Origin of the sequence: Bacillus sp. LJBS06, assembly GCF_016924995.1 — a bacterium.
Lineage (GTDB): Bacteria > Bacillota > Bacilli > Bacillales > Bacillaceae > Bacillus > Bacillus stercoris.
The window spans coordinates 425,057-439,953 of the sequence record NZ_CP070483.1 but is presented as its reverse complement, the minus strand read 5'-3'; the positions used below and the strand labels follow the sequence as shown (position 1 = coordinate 439,953).

The 14,897-nt window shown below is 44.9% G+C and carries 16 protein-coding genes; 7 read left to right on the top strand and 9 right to left on the bottom strand.

What is annotated here, in order from left to right:
* The first annotated feature begins 5 nt into the window (after window positions 1-5).
* Window positions 6-1,445 (top strand): MocR-like transcriptional regulator GabR, encoded by a 1,440-nt coding sequence (gabR, locus tag JQX68_RS02205; protein WP_147772907.1) that lies wholly within the window; start codon window positions 6-8, stop codon window positions 1,443-1,445.
* Window position 1,446: 1 nt separating this feature from the next.
* Here gabR and JQX68_RS02200 read toward each other — a convergent pair whose 3' ends face one another.
* Entirely contained in the window at window positions 1,447-1,761 is a 315-nt protein-coding gene (locus JQX68_RS02200) for an ArsR/SmtB family transcription factor (protein ID WP_040084165.1), read from the bottom strand.
* Window positions 1,762-1,901: 140 nt separating this feature from the next.
* On the opposite strand from JQX68_RS02200, the gene JQX68_RS02195 reads away from it, so the two are divergent.
* The 4 genes from JQX68_RS02195 (at window position 1,902) to JQX68_RS02180 (ending at window position 5,435) form a co-directional block, all read left to right on the top strand.
* The gene (locus tag JQX68_RS02195) at window positions 1,902-2,189 is read left to right on the top strand and encodes a putative quinol monooxygenase (RefSeq protein ID WP_014662780.1); all 288 of its coding nucleotides are present in this window, start codon (window positions 1,902-1,904) and stop codon (window positions 2,187-2,189) included.
* 16 nt (window positions 2,190-2,205) lie between these two features.
* Complete coding sequence (gene nfsA, locus JQX68_RS02190) at window positions 2,206-2,955, top strand: oxygen-insensitive NADPH nitroreductase (RefSeq protein WP_014662779.1); 750 nt, start codon at window positions 2,206-2,208, stop codon at window positions 2,953-2,955.
* A gap of 163 nt (window positions 2,956-3,118) precedes the next feature.
* Entirely contained in the window at window positions 3,119-3,997 is an 879-nt protein-coding gene (locus JQX68_RS02185; RefSeq protein WP_040084166.1) for a TetR/AcrR family transcriptional regulator, read from the top strand.
* A 19-nt stretch (window positions 3,998-4,016) separates the two neighbouring features.
* On the top strand, window positions 4,017-5,435 hold the full coding sequence (locus JQX68_RS02180; RefSeq protein WP_069839858.1) for an MDR family MFS transporter: 1,419 nt from the start codon (window positions 4,017-4,019) through the stop codon (window positions 5,433-5,435).
* 47 nt (window positions 5,436-5,482) lie between these two features.
* Here JQX68_RS02180 and yclQ read toward each other — a convergent pair whose 3' ends face one another.
* From yclQ to yclN, 4 genes are read right to left on the bottom strand one after another with little or no spacing between them, the layout of a single operon-like run.
* Complete coding sequence (gene yclQ / locus JQX68_RS02175; protein WP_014662776.1) at window positions 5,483-6,436, bottom strand: petrobactin ABC transporter substrate-binding protein YclQ; 954 nt, start codon at window positions 6,434-6,436, stop codon at window positions 5,483-5,485.
* Window positions 6,437-6,457: 21 nt separating this feature from the next.
* Complete coding sequence (gene yclP / locus JQX68_RS02170; RefSeq protein WP_014662775.1) at window positions 6,458-7,216, bottom strand: petrobactin ABC transporter ATP-binding protein YclP; 759 nt, start codon at window positions 7,214-7,216, stop codon at window positions 6,458-6,460.
* Window positions 7,210-8,157, bottom strand: coding sequence for a petrobactin ABC transporter permease YclO (gene yclO / locus JQX68_RS02165; RefSeq protein WP_040084169.1), 948 nt, complete (start codon window positions 8,155-8,157; stop codon window positions 7,210-7,212). The genes yclP and yclO overlap by 7 nt, the downstream gene beginning before the upstream one ends.
* The gene (yclN, locus tag JQX68_RS02160; RefSeq protein WP_069148952.1) at window positions 8,150-9,100 is read right to left on the bottom strand and encodes a petrobactin ABC transporter permease YclN; all 951 of its coding nucleotides are present in this window, start codon (window positions 9,098-9,100) and stop codon (window positions 8,150-8,152) included. The genes yclO and yclN overlap by 8 nt, the downstream gene beginning before the upstream one ends.
* 384 nt (window positions 9,101-9,484) lie before the next feature.
* Between yclN and JQX68_RS02155 the strand changes: the two genes are divergently transcribed.
* Window positions 9,485-10,849, top strand: a complete 1,365-nt coding sequence (locus JQX68_RS02155) for an aspartate kinase (protein WP_136654856.1) — start codon at window positions 9,485-9,487, stop codon at window positions 10,847-10,849.
* A gap of 142 nt (window positions 10,850-10,991) precedes the next feature.
* Window positions 10,992-11,102 (top strand): YjcZ family sporulation protein, encoded by a 111-nt coding sequence (locus JQX68_RS02150; protein WP_040084173.1) that lies wholly within the window; start codon window positions 10,992-10,994, stop codon window positions 11,100-11,102.
* Window positions 11,103-11,199: 97 nt separating this feature from the next.
* Here JQX68_RS02150 and phrC read toward each other — a convergent pair whose 3' ends face one another.
* From phrC to yclJ, 4 genes are all read right to left on the bottom strand, one after another.
* Window positions 11,200-11,322 (bottom strand): phosphatase RapC inhibitor PhrC, encoded by a 123-nt coding sequence (gene phrC / locus JQX68_RS02145; protein ID WP_014662771.1) that lies wholly within the window; start codon window positions 11,320-11,322, stop codon window positions 11,200-11,202.
* Window positions 11,306-12,454 (bottom strand): response regulator aspartate phosphatase RapC, encoded by a 1,149-nt coding sequence (rapC, locus tag JQX68_RS02140; RefSeq protein ID WP_014662770.1) that lies wholly within the window; start codon window positions 12,452-12,454, stop codon window positions 11,306-11,308. The genes phrC and rapC overlap by 17 nt, the downstream gene beginning before the upstream one ends.
* Before the next feature lie 162 nt (window positions 12,455-12,616).
* A complete protein-coding gene (yclK, locus tag JQX68_RS02135) occupies window positions 12,617-14,038 on the bottom strand; it encodes a two-component system sensor histidine kinase YclK (RefSeq protein WP_205440501.1) in 1,422 nt (473 codons plus the stop codon).
* A complete protein-coding gene (yclJ, locus tag JQX68_RS02130) occupies window positions 14,025-14,708 on the bottom strand; it encodes a two-component system response regulator YclJ (protein WP_041521471.1) in 684 nt (227 codons plus the stop codon). The genes yclK and yclJ overlap by 14 nt, the downstream gene beginning before the upstream one ends.
* Window positions 14,709-14,897: the final 189 nt, after the last annotated feature.

The window sequence follows — 14,897 nt, the reverse complement described above, 5'->3', positions numbered from 1 at the left end:
TGCAAATGGATATCACGATTACACTCGATCGTTCAGAACAAGCTGATTATATCTATCAGCAAATTTATCAAAAGCTGAAAAAAGAAATCCTCAGCCACAATTTGCTGCCACACTCGAAGGTTCCCTCCAAGCGGGAGCTGGCTGTAAATCTGAAGGTCAGCGTAAATTCAGTGAATTCAGCCTATCAGCAGCTGCTGGCTGAGGGATATTTGTACGCCATTGAGCGAAAGGGTTTCTTTGTGGAGGAGCTAGACATGTTTTCCGCCGAGGAGCATACTCCATATGCACTGCCCGATGACCTGAAAGAGATTCACATTGATCAGAGCGATTGGATTTCGTTTTCACACATGAGCTCCGATACAGACCATTTCCCGATCAAAAGCTGGTTTCGCTGCGAGCAAAAAGCGGCCTCCCGCTCATACCGCACGCTCGGCGAGATGTCGCATCCGCAGGGGATATATGAAGTGAGAGCGGCCATTACCAGGCTCATTTCTCTGACGCGGGGTGTAAAATGCAGGCCGGAACAAATAATCATAGGGGCAGGCACACAGGTGCTCATGCAGCTGTTGACTGAGCTTTTGCCCAAGGAAGCCGTGTATGCGATGGAGGAACCTGGCTACAGGCGCATGTACCAGCTTTTGAGGAATGCCGGAAAACAAGTAAAAACGATCATGCTGGATGAAAAAGGCATGTCAATTGCTGAAATCACCAGACAGCAGCCTGATGTGCTGGTGACGACCCCGTCGCATCAGTTTCCGTCCGGAACGATTATGCCTGTATCCAGAAGAATTCAGCTGCTGAACTGGGCAGCCGGGAAGCCGCGCCGATACATCATTGAGGACGATTATGATAGTGAATTCACATATGATGTAGACAGTATACCGGCACTGCAAAGCTTAGATCGTTTTCAAAATGTCATCTATATGGGAACCTTTTCGAAGTCCCTTCTCCCCGGCTTGAGGATCAGCTATATGGTGTTGCCGCCTGAGCTGTTGAGGACATACAAACAGCGGGGCTATGATCTGCAGACTTGCTCATCACTGACGCAGCTCACCCTGCAGGAATTTATCGAGTCTGGTGAATACCAGAAGCATATAAAAAAAATGAAGCAGCATTATAAAGAAAAGAGAGAACGCCTGATCACCGCTTTAGAAGCAGGGTTCAGCGGAGCAGTTACCGTTAAAGGAGCAAATGCGGGGCTGCACTTTGTTACCGAATTTGATACCAGCCGCACCGAACAAGACATCCTCTCACATGCCGCCGGCCTGCAGCTTGAAATATTCGGAATGAGCCGGTTTAACTTGAAGAAAAACCAGCGGCAAACAGGCAGGACAGCACTCATTATCGGCTTTGCCCGGCTGAAGGAAGAGGATATTCAGGAGGGTGTGCAGCGGCTTTTCAAAGCTGTTTACGGACATAAAAAAATCCCCGTTACAGGGGATTGATTCACCAGCGGTCCTGGTCTACATTCAGCACGGCTTCAAGCAGGCCCGGAAATGCCTTTTCAAGGTCTTCAGCGCGAAGCGAGTAATACCGGCGCTTTCCTTCTATCCGAACTTGCGCGATGCCTGATTCTCTCAAAACTTTAAAGTGATGCGACAAAGTCGATTTAGCAACCTGCACATCCGCACAGGTGCTGCACGTTTTTTCTTTCGCTACAGCTAATTGCTTGACCAGCTCTAAACGAAGCGGATCGCTAAGTGCATGAAGAACCTTTGTCAGCTGCAATGTTTCTGTTTCTGGATGGTTTGGAATGTTCATGACACAAATGTATCACACAACAATTAGAATGACAATTTTACTAATTAAGGGTTTTTCCTTTACCTCATGTAGAATACATGGTACAGTTAGTTCGATGAAATTCGAACAATAAATTCAGCATAACGATGGAGGAGATTAGAATGATCGTATTACAAGCTTACATGAAAGTAAAACCAGAAAAACGCGAGGAATTTTTGAGCGAGGCGCAATCGCTTGTTCAGCATTCAAGAGCTGAGGAAGGCAACGCGCAGTACGACCTATTTGAAAAAGTAGGCGAAGAAAATACATTTGTCATGCTTGAACAATGGAAAGGTGAAGCAGCGATGAAATCCCACAATGAAACTGCACACTTCCAAGGGTTTGTCGCAAAAGCAAAAGAACTGCTGAGCGCTCCTCTTGATGTTGTCCGCACAGAGCTTAGCGAGTAAAGAAAGGGTGTCTCATATGAATGAAGTGATTAAATCATTAACAGACCACCGCTCAATTCGCAGCTACACAGATGAACCTGTAGCTCAAGAGCAATTGGACCAAATCATTGAAGCGGTGCAAGCAGCCCCTTCTTCTATCAACGGGCAGCAAGTGACTGTGATCACAGTGCAGGATAAAGAGCGCAAAAAGAAAATCTCTGAGCTGGCAGGCGGCCAGCCATGGATCGATCAAGCTCCTGTTTTCCTGCTGTTCTGCGCAGATTTCAACCGGGCCAAAATCGCGCTTGAAGATCTGCATGATTTCAAAATGGAAATCACAAATGGACTGGAATCTGTTCTTGTCGGCGCAGTAGACGCTGGTATTGCCCTCGGCACAGCGACAGCAGCCGCTGAGTCACTCGGACTTGGCACAGTTCCGATCGGCGCGGTTCGCGGAAACCCTCAAGAGCTGATCGAACTGCTTGAGCTTCCGAAATACGTGTTCCCTTTATCAGGACTTGTCATTGGGCATCCTGCTGACCGTTCCGCGAAAAAACCGCGCCTTCCGCAGGCAGCAGTCAATCATCAGGAAACTTATTTGAACCAGGATGAGCTGACGTCTCACATTCAGGCATACGACGAACAGATGTCTGAATACATGAATAAACGGACAAACGGAAAAGAAACAAGAAACTGGTCACAGAGCATCGCTTCATACTATGAGCGCCTGTACTATCCGCATATCCGTGAAATGCTTGAAAAACAAGGATTTAAGGTTGAAAAATAAGCCTTCACCCGGCCTGTCGGATTTTCCGGCAGGCCTTTCATTTACCCGGTTAAAATCCATTGACTTCTAATTTGTTTATTTGGTAAAATTTTTTCATTGTTACTCATTGGTTTTCTGTGAACCAATGGGTTTTCTAATGCTCAAGAAAGAAGGAAGCCATGAGATGCTTGATAAAAAAACAGATATCTTGTTAGCCGCGCGAAAGCTTTTTTCGGAAAAGGATTTTACGTCGGTTTCCATGCAGGCGATCGCAGAAGAATGTAAGATGTCAAAAGCTTCGATATATAAGCTGTTTCAATCTAAAGAAGACCTGCTTTTGGAGCTGCTGTCATTTAACCAGAAGCAAATGGTGGCCGCGGCCTCAAGACTTCAGGAAAATACCGCACTTACACCGGAGGAGCGTTTGACGCAAAAGGTCAAAATGGAACTGGAGGGCTTCAGGCGGAATCAGCAGTTTTTCAATATGCTGACCTACGGAAATCCCAAGCTGCATAATGACCGGGTCAAACAGCATATCCATCAGACCAGATCGACGATTATCTGCTGGCACCGTGATTCGCTGATCCAGGCGTATGGAGAAACCATTCTCCCGTTTGTGTGGGATTTGGTCATCATTCTTCACGGCATGATGCGTGAGTTTTTAATGCTGATCAAAATTGAGGAAAAACCGCTTGAGCTTGACCCGATCGCAGCGTTTATCATCAGCACCCTCAATCAGATTGTCAAAAACAGGGAAACCCATCAGTCTCTTCTTCCGCCCGAAGCCATCGAGCTTTATATTCATTCGGCATCCTCCTACAAACCAAAGGATAAGTCAGTCCTATTATCGGAAAGCCTGAAGGAATTACATAAAGGCATCTCTTCCCTGCCTGCCGCGGACTATGACGTAGATGAACTGACATCCGCAGCCGCCATGCTGGAGGAAGAAGCGAAGAAGGAAGAACCCCGCGCTTTTTTACTCAAATCACTGATTGGCTATCTGGAACAAACCGGTGTTTTAACACAGCCCGTTTCCATGTTAAAAACACTGTTAATCACTTAGAGAAAAGAAGGGATATGTATTGGACACAAGTATTGAACCGAAACCTTTTAACCGTTCTGTCATTGTCGGCATTTTGTTAGCCGGAGCGTTTGTGGCGATTTTAAATCAAACATTGTTGATTACCGCCCTCCCCCATATCATGAGGGATTTCAATGTCGATGCCAACCAAGCACAGTGGCTGACCACGTCATTTATGTTAACCAACGGGATCTTAATTCCGATCACTGCGTTTTTAATTGAGAAATTCACAAGCCGGGCGCTGCTCATCACAGCAATGAGCATTTTCACTGCCGGAACGATTGTCGGAGCATTCGCACCGAACTTCCCGGTTCTGCTGACGGCTCGTATCATTCAAGCGGCCGGAGCCGGCATTATGATGCCGCTCATGCAGACTGTATTCCTGACAATCTTTCCGATTGAAAAGCGCGGCCAGGCTATGGGTATGGTTGGATTGGTCATCTCATTCGCGCCAGCGATCGGACCGACTCTTTCGGGATGGGCTGTCGAAGCTTTCTCTTGGAGATCATTGTTTTATATTATTCTTCCGTTTGCTGTGATTGATTTGATTCTAGCCAGCATCCTGATGAAAAACGTGACCACTTTAAGAAAAACACAGATTGATATTTTATCAGTCATCCTTTCAACATTTGGGTTCGGCGGCCTTCTATACGGCTTCTCAAGCGTCGGCTCTTACGGCTGGTCCAGTTCAACCGTCTTAATTTCCCTGCTGGTGGGTGTCATCGCGCTGCTCTTGTTTATCACAAGACAAATGAAGCTTGAAAAACCGATGCTGGAATTCCGCGTCTTCACGTTTGGCGTTTTCAGCTTAACAACACTGCTGGGAACCCTTGTCTTTGCATTATTGATCGGTACGGAAACCATCCTGCCGCTTTATACACAAAACGTCAGAAACGTCACAGCTTTTGATACAGGGCTTATGCTTCTGCCGGGAGCCGTTGTGATGGGCTTCATGTCGCCGATTATCGGCAGAGTTTTTGACCGTGTCGGCGGAAGAGGGCTGGCGATTGCCGGTTTCTGCATCATCTTCCTGACATCACTGCCGTTTATGCAGCTGACTGATCATACGTCACTCGCTTGGATTGTCGTTTTATACACCGTTCGTCTCTTAGGCACCGCCATGATCATGATGCCGGTGACAACAGCCGGCATCAATGCGCTGCCGCGCCACCTGATTCCGCACGGAACGGCGATGAACAACACGATTCGCCAAGTCGGCGGCTCGATCGGAACCGCGCTATTGGTTTCCGTGATGAGCAACCAGGCGGCACATGCAGGCACGACAAATGTAAAGCACGCCGCCCTGCACGGCATGAACGCCGCTTTTATTGTGGCTGCCGTCATAGCACTTGTCGGCTTCCTTCTCTCATTCACACTAAAGAAACCTCAGCGCCCTGCCGAACAGCAGCCGGCACGCTGATCAACATAAAAAGAGCCCCGCTGATTTAGCGGAGGCTCTTTTTGGTTTTACTTTTCTAAACCGTCTTTCACTTCTTTAATCATTTGCGCCATAGACTCAAGACCGCCTCCTGATAAGTACCAAGTAGCAGAATCAAGGTAGACGACATGATCATTTTTCACTGCGTTTACATTTTTCACATAATCGTTTTCAACGACTTGTTTTGTAGATGATGTTTCACCGATCGCTGTACCGCGGTCAATGACAAACAGGTAATCAGGGTTTGTTTTTGAAATGTACTCGTATGAAACGCTTTGTCCGTGAGTAGACGCTTTGATGTTTTTATCAGCCGGTGTCACGCCGAACACGTCATGGATCAGGCCGTATCTTGATTTAGGGCCGAATGCGCTGATCTTCCCGTCGTTCGCCATAATCACTAGACCGTTTTTGTTAAGCTTTTCAGCCGTTTTCTTTACATCTGCGATTGAATCATCGATTTTTGCGAGTTCATCTTTCACTTCGTCTTCTTTATCGAAAATCTTACCGATTGTTTCCGCGTCTGATTTAAATGATTCCATATACTTCGCTGTGTCTACGCCAAGGTAAATCGTCGGCGCGATTTCAGAGAATTCTTTGTAAGACTCAGATTGTCTTCCTGAAATAATGATCAGGTCAGGGTCTAAATCTGCCACTTTCTCGAAGTCTGGCTCTTTTAGGCTTCCGACATCAGCATATTTGTCATCTTTGAACTTGGACAGATATTTAGGAAGGGCTTGTTTCGGCAGGCCCGCTACTTTATCATCAAGTCCTAGTTTATCTAATGTATCTAAGCTTCCAAAGTCAAATACGACAACTTTTTTAGGGTTCTTCGGTACTTTTGTGCCGTTTTTGTCCAGCTGGTGTTTCACCGTGATTTGTTCTTTCTTTGAATCAGAACCTTTGCTGCTTGTGCTTTGGTTTCCGCATGCAGAAATGACAACTGCCGTCACCAAAGCGATGAATAGTAATGCGAACTTTTTCATGCTCTTCACCTCTTCTATATATTAAGAAAAATAGACACCTATTCTTTGATGATCAATCGTCTGAATCGGGATGGTCATATCGTAGATTTCCTCAAGCACAGAGGTTTCTATTATTTCTTCAGGCGGCCCCTCTTTTACGATGCGGCCGTTTTTCAAAGCTACGATATAGTCCGAATAGACAGAAGCAAAATTGATATCGTGAATGACGATGACGATCGTTTTTCCAAGCTCCTTTACCAGCCGTTTCAGCAGTTTCATAATTTCAACTGAATGTTTCATATCCAGATTGTTCAGCGGCTCATCCAGAAAGATATAATCGGTGTCCTGGGCAATGACCATGGCGATAAATGCCCTTTGGCATTGTCCGCCGCTTAGCTGGTCGAGGTATTTGTCCTGAATGTCTTCCAGCTTCATATAGCTGAGCGCCTGGTTGATATGAACCCAGTCTTCCTCAGTCAGCCGGCCCTGTGAGTACGGAAACCTGCCAAAACTGACGAGGTCTTTGATCGTGAGCCTGATATTGATTTGGTTCGCCTGCTTCAAAATGCTCATTTTCTTTGCAAGCTCTTTGCTGTCGCATGATCCAATCTCTTGTCCGTCTATGTAAATCTCGCCGGAATCTTTTTTGATCAGGCGGCTCATGATAGACAGCAGCGTACTTTTGCCGGCGCCGTTAGGACCGATAAACGAGGTGATTTTGCCCTTTTGAATCGTGACTGACGTCTCTTCAAGGACAACTTTCCCGCCATATTGTTTGCTTACATTTTTGACCTCTACCATGATTTATTCTCCTTTAACAGCAAGTAGATAAAATAAATCCCGCCGGCAAAATTAATAATGACGCTCAGCGTCGTTGAGAAGGTAAACACTTTCTCAACCACAAACTGCCCTCCGACCAGCGCAATGATGCTGATGAAAACGGAGCCTGCGATTAAGTATGAATGCTTATAGGTTTTCAGGAATTCTCTCGCCAGGTTGACGACAAGAAGGCCTAAAAACATAATCGGCCCGACTAGCGCTGTTGACACAGAAACCAAAATCGCAACCACGATCAGCATCTGCTTCACCACTTTGTCGTAGTCAATGCCCAAATTCACGGCGTGCTCGCGTCCAAGCGACAGCACATCGAAAAACTTTGTAAAACGCCAGACATAAGCGCCTGTCAGCAGGAAGATGATGAACGCGAGCCATAACAAATCTGTATTGATGTTGTTAAAGCTGGCAAACATCTTGTCCTGCACCACTTGGAACTCATTCGGATCAATCAGCATCTGCATAAAGGAAGACAGGCTGCTGAACAGCGTGCCAAACACGATACCGATAAGCAGAAGGAAAAAGATATTTCTCCCCTCACCCTTGAACATGATCTGATATAAAACAAGAGAAAACAGTATCATCAGAAGAACAGAGATGATAAAGTTGATGTTTTTATTCATAATGACCATATTCGCAGAACCGAACAGAAAGATAATGCCGGTCTGAATCAGCATGTAGAGAGAATCGAGGCCCAAGATGCCCGGCGTCAGGATGCGGTTGTTCGTAATCGTTTGAAAGATCATGGTCGAAAACGCAATCGCTCCCCCCGTCAGCACAATGGCGGCGACCTTTTTGATTCGTCTCGGCAGGGTGTAATCCCAATTGCCTAAGTCATAAAACAGAAACAAGCCAATACATACAATGGCTAAACCAACGAGCAACGCCATTTTCATCTGGTTACGCATACGCTTTTCTCCTTAACAGCATAAACAGGAAAATGCCGCTGCCGATGATTCCGACCATCAGGCCAATCGAGATTTCATAAGGGAAGATAATAACTCTGCCCAATATATCGCAAAACAGCACAAAAACCGCTCCCAATAGCGCAGTATGCGGCAGGCTGCTCTTCAGATTGTCTCCTCTGTAAATCGATACAATATTCGGGATGATTAAACCGAGAAACGGCAGCATACCGACAGTCAAAATGACAAGAGACGTGATCAGGGACACGATAATGAGCCCGATGTTCACTACCCGCTTGTATTTTAGGCCGAGATTGACAGAAAAGCTTTCTCCCATACCGGCCAATGTGAATTTATCCGCATACACATAGGCAATGATGACGAGCGGAATACTCAGATAAAGAAGCTCGTATCTCCCTTTCACGACTAAGGAGAAGTCTCCCTGAAGCCATGATGACACGTTCTGGATCAAGTCATATTTATACGCGATAAAAGTCGCGATTGAACTGACGATATTCCCGAGCATTAAACCGACAAGCGGAATAAAGATGGTGTCGTTAAACTTGATTCTTTCAAGGATTTTCATAAACAGGAAGTTGCCTGCTAGGGAAAAGACAAACGCGACCAGCATTTTGATTAAAGGACTGGCGGATGTAAACAGCAGCAAGGAAATTAAAATGCCGAGCCGAGCCCAATCCATCGTGCCCGCCGTCGTCGGTGACACGAATTTGTTTCTGCTGATCTGCTGCATAATCAAGCCGCAGATGCTCATGCTTAAGCCCGCGATGACAATGCTGATTAATCGCGGCAAACGGCTTGCAAACAGCGTTGACGCCTCTTGTTTGCTTAAATCGAAGAGATCAAGCGGCGACAGATCTTCTACGCCGATAAATACAGATGTGACGGCTAATATGATAAGTAGAATAAATAAATAACGTAGCTTCATGCTGCCTCCTTACATCCTTACAGCAAAAAGAACGTATCTCCTACTCCGCAAGGACTCAAAACAATATGGCCATATAGTAATTGATTATCATTATCATTTACATATTACCATTTTTCTAGTGTTAGTCAATATTCTTTAAAAATATTAACCTGGTCATTTATCAATTTTACTAATCATTCTAACCATTTTCCATCCCAAAACGTTAGGCTGTTTACCATATTTATCTTTTGAACGCCTGTTTACGGTCAGCAAACCTGACATCATTCCTTGTGGAAAATACAAATGTTCATTCTGGAGAGAAATTATCCCTTGATTTACAGGACTGAAAGAGAGATAATAAATACTAAATTTGTGTGAAAATTTTAAACATTAGGAGATGTAAACATGAAGGTCGTTAAATTCGGAGGCAGCTCACTTGCTTCAGGCGCCCAGCTTGACAAGGTGTTTCACATCGTTACCTCAGACCCGGCACGGAAAGCTGTAGTCGTTTCAGCTCCGGGAAAACGCTATGCCGAGGATACGAAAGTGACTGATCTCTTAATCGCATGTGCGGAACAATATTTGGCATCAGGCAGCGCACCTGAACTGGCGGAATCGGTTGTGGAACGGTACGCTCTCATCGCCAATGAGCTTCAGCTGGGGCAAAGTATTATCGATAAAATCAGAGATGATTTGTTTACGCTTTTAGAAGGAGACAAAAGCAATCCCGAGCAATATCTTGACGCAGTTAAGGCCAGCGGGGAGGATAACAACGCCAAGCTGATCGCCGCTTATTTCCGCTATAAAGGCGTCAAAGCGGAATATGTCAACCCGAAGGATGCCGGCCTTTTTGTGACAAATGAACCCGGCAACGCGCAAGTTCTTCCTGAATCCTATCAAAACCTCTATCGTCTTCGGGAACGTGACGGACTCATTATTTTTCCCGGTTTTTTCGGATTCAGCAAGGATGGCGATGTGATCACATTCTCACGGAGCGGTTCTGATATTACCGGCTCGATTCTTGCCAACGGACTTCAAGCTGATTTGTACGAAAACTTTACAGACGTGGACGCTGTGTATTCTGTCAATCCGTCCTTCGTTGAAAATCCAAAGGAAATCAGTGAGCTGACATACAGAGAGATGCGGGAGCTGTCTTACGCCGGTTTTTCAGTGTTTCATGATGAAGCGCTCATTCCGGCATTTAGAGCGGGGATTCCTGTTCAGATCAAAAATACGAACAACCCCTCAGCCGGAGGCACCCGCGTCGTAAGCAAGCGGGATAACAGAAACGGGCCTGTCGTCGGCATTGCCAGCGACACCGGTTTTTGCAGCATTTATATCAGCAAGTATTTAATGAACAGAGAAATCGGATTTGGCCGCAAAGCCCTTCAAATCCTGGAGGAGCACGGATTGACGTATGAGCATGTTCCATCGGGAATTGATGACATGACCATCATTTTGCGGGAGGGTCAAATGGATGCCGCCACTGAACGCAGCGTGATCAAACGGATCGAAGAGGATTTGCATGCCGACGAAGTCATTGTCGAGCATCATCTCGCACTGATTATGGTTGTAGGAGAAGCGATGCGCCACAATGTCGGTACAACAGCAAGAGCCGCCAAAGCTTTATCAGAGGCAAAGGTGAATATCGAAATGATCAATCAGGGATCATCTGAAGTGAGCATGATGTTTGGCGTAAAAGAAGCAGAAGAAAGAAAAGCCGTTCAAGCTTTATACCAGGAATTTTTCGCGGGCGTGCTGATCTCTTAATCGTACATAAATAGCGGGCCGCAGCGCCCGCTATTTTTCATATAGCCGAATTGTTCATTTTTTTCTCTTGTCCACTATTATCCCTGCCAAACAGATCGGCTCAGCATATCTTATAGTATCCTTCATAGGGAGGTGAAACCTTATGTCAGGATACTCTACTGGCGGCGGTTACGGCATCAGTTCTTTCGCTTTAATCGTTGTATTGTTCATTCTTTTAATTATCGTAGGGACTGCGTTTGTTGGCGGCTACTAATCTGCTGACCGTCTCTGCGGGGGCGCCGCAAGACTATGTCTTGCGGTGTTTTTTTGAAAAGAAAAACCCCTTCTCACCAAAGAGAAGGGGCTGGTTCTTACGTCATTCCTCTTTCCGTCACATGAAAGTCGAGTGCTTCCGCATGAGCAGAAACGCCAGCCGCTGTAAAAATCGCGGCTGCGGCTAAACAAATAACAAACAACTTAGATTTCAATTTCATACAAACCTTCACTCCTTTGTATTTGTTTTCTTGCCTCTTCAACTTGTAGAAAGTAGGAAGCAGACAGTTTAAACCACTTCTGTTCATAGTAATATTTTGCTACTTCTAGGGCTAAATCCTCTATATCAGCGTACATATTTTTATTTTTTAGGTATTGAAAACATCGTTCGATTCCTTCTTCACTGGGCTGATCCTGATATAGGGATTGCAAAAACTCGAATTTTACGGCATAGTCTGCATCGTCTGTTTCTTTAGCATATTCATAGCCCCGCTTGTGATATTCCGAAGCTTTATCATGTTTTCCCTGTTTATAATAAATCAGGGTGATTAAAAAATAGGCTTGCGGCAGAGAATTGATGATCCTGCTGCTTTCAAACGTGGAGACCGCTTTTTCAAAGTACTCAATGGCAGGGTCAAGAATATCTTGATTGTAATAGCATAATCCGAGATTGTAGTATGCTCTTCCGACCAGCTGGGCTTTTTGTTCCGCTTGGGCCATATTGAGCGCCAATTTGAAATGGCGTGCGGCTTGTTCGAAATTTCTTTCATCCATCAGGTTAACCCCGAACACGAAATGGCATTGAATGATTCTCACATTATAGGTTTCCTGCTCCACGTAAATTTCATAGGCGTTTTTGATATTAATCAATGAAAAATACGTTTGCTTCATATAATAATAAGCTTCCGCGATTTTAAAGTAGAATTCAGCCCGTTCAATATGGTCTGCGACAAAGGAAAGTTTTTTCTCCGCCTGTTTATAGTATGTAATGGCAGAAATAAATTCCCGCTTATCAAACTCATACATCCCGCGGAAAAAATTCACGTAATAGTCGAGCAGCCCTTTAAGATCTGCCTGATTGCTGTCAATGTTTCGTGATAATTCAGACAGGCTTGGCTGGTCTTCGATATTTAATTTTTCTAACGGCTCAAGATAATCCAGCATAAGCTGGTGCCGGAATTCCATTAGTGAATAATAAAGCAGCAAGTTGGAATCATGCTGCATGTGTTTCAGTTCCTGCTGGATTTCAGCTTTTAACACTTCGGCATCCGGCACGCTGAATGTCCGGATATATTTGTACCACTCGTTAATTTTTTGACCGACCGCTGAAGAAGGAATTACCCCGCTCTTCATTCCTTCACCCTCTCCCATCAAAAACTGTTTATGTCATATTTTATCATGTTTATAGACTGTCCTAACCCGAAAAACACGCAATCTTTGTTTTCGGGAGCACGCAATAAACCGAAGCGGTGTGCAAAAAAGGCGGCTCATCTGATGATGCTGCCGCCCTGTATGCTATTGCTGCTTTGCCGTTAAGGGAAGGCGGGTGATAAATTTTGTGCCTTTCCCTTCTTCACTCTTGATCTCTACTGTGCCCCGATGCATTTCAACGAGCTGCTTGACGATCGAGAGACCGAGTCCATATTCACCGTATGCCGTGTTCGTTCTTGAAATATCTGCTTTATAGAACCGCTCCCAAATATGCTCAATATCCTCTTTTGAAATGCCGATCCCCGTATCTTCAATTTCAATAATCGTCTCTTTATAACCTTCTATTCCGCGCAGCCAAATGTCACCGTTTTGCGTAAATTGGATGCTGTTTTTCGTAATGTTGACGAGTATTTGAATGAGCCTGTCGTAATCGGCATGAACGATCACGTGATCCTCTACCTGAATCATCAGCCTATTTTGTTTTTCTTCCGCCTGCTGCTCTAAGTGCTCTTTCACGATTTCAAACACCTCGATCAGCGGAACATCCAGCTTGTTCAAGGTAATTTGCTGAGACCTGATTTTTTCATAATCCAGATTTTCTTTTACGAGCCGCAGCATGCGCTTCGTTTCCTCACTGATCAGCGAGAAGCACTTATCCTTCTTATCCTCAGGAATCGTATGGCTATTCAGCCCTTCAACCAAACCGTTGATCGTCGTCAGCGGAGTTTTTAATTCATGTGACACATCAGCGATAAACTGCCTTCTCCGCTTCTCAAGGCGATCGATTTCATCCCTCGATTGCTTTAATTTTTTCGCCATAATATTAAAGTCGGACGCCAGTACGCCGATTTCATCCCTGTAGCTGTTTTCCAAGTGGATGTCATAATCGCCGGAAGCCACTTTATCTGTCGCTTCTCTCAGCTTTTGAATCCGTTTGACATGGAATTTGGATAGGAGCCAGCTCACAAGAATCGTAATGACGAGCGTGCTGATTACAGCGTAAAACATATAGAGGTTGACCTGATTGACCATCTGTTCAACGCCGCTGATTGGAGAAATCAGCAGAACGGCGCCTTTAAACTCGTTCTGAACAAATATAGGCTGCGCCACAAGAGACACTTCATCATCAAAACGGCCATCTGCCCTGATCATGACAGTCTGCCCTTTTTTCAGCTTATTCCATTCTGATTTCTTCAGCTGTTCCCTTGGCTGATGATGAAAGCCTTCAGGAAGAAAATAAGGCTGCTGCTTTTCATTGAAGATGATAAACTGAGTCTTTCTTGTGCTTAAAATGTCCTGATAAGGATAGAGCCTGCGCATATCAACCTGGCCTGCTTGGAATTCATTCGCGATCTGCACCGCATATGACGTCAGTTCCTCTACTTTATTTTGATAGGCAAAATCTTTCACAAAGTGAGAAAATAGCGAAATGATAATGACAAACGCTAAAATCAAAATGCTGATATGGCTCAGAAGCAGCTGGTATAAATATTTAATCTTCATCAAATTTATACCCTACTCCCCACACGGTATATAGGAAAGGCTTGTCCTCGCTGGCAAGCTTTTTCCGCAGCCGTTTGATATGAACGTCAACCGTCCGCTCATCTCCATAAAATTGATAGCCCCATACCTGCTCAAGCAGCTGTTCTCTGGAGAACACCTGACGCGGATTTTGGACAAGGTAGTAAAGCAGATCGAATTCCTTCGGCGTGAGATTTTCTACAGGCTCTCCGTTCAAAAAGACTTCTCTCGTCTTCTTATTAATTGTAAAGCATTCCGATTCGATCATATCTTCATCAACAACCGCTTTGCCTGTCGCCTTGTATCTTCTGATGACGGCTTTGATGCGGGCAACCAATGTCAGCGGGCTGAACGGCTTCGTGACATAATCATCCGCCCCCATCTCAAAACCGATGACCTGATCTGATTCAGTGTCTTTGGCAGTCAGCATGATAATCGGCACCGTGCTTGTCTCTCTTATTTTTCTGCAAATGGTTACGCCGTCCATAGATGGAAGCATGATATCCAAAATGATCAGATCCCAATTTTCTTCCGTAAAACGCTGGTATCCCTCTAATCCGTCATGAACGAATTCCGCTTCAAAACCTTCCTTAAAAAAGAACATCTCCGTCATCGTACAGACACTAACATTATCTTCTATCATTAATATTTTCATTATATCCTCCGGTTGTTTTGATGCTTTTTTATATAATAGCACCATTTTAAACAGAAGGTTTTGCGTTTCGCAATTGTTAGTTTTTATTTCATCAACTAGAAATAGATTGTTCATATTTTTTTCATACCTTTGGACTACTATTAATTTATCAACAAGCAAGCCCGCCCCAGAGGCGGCCTTATCAATAAC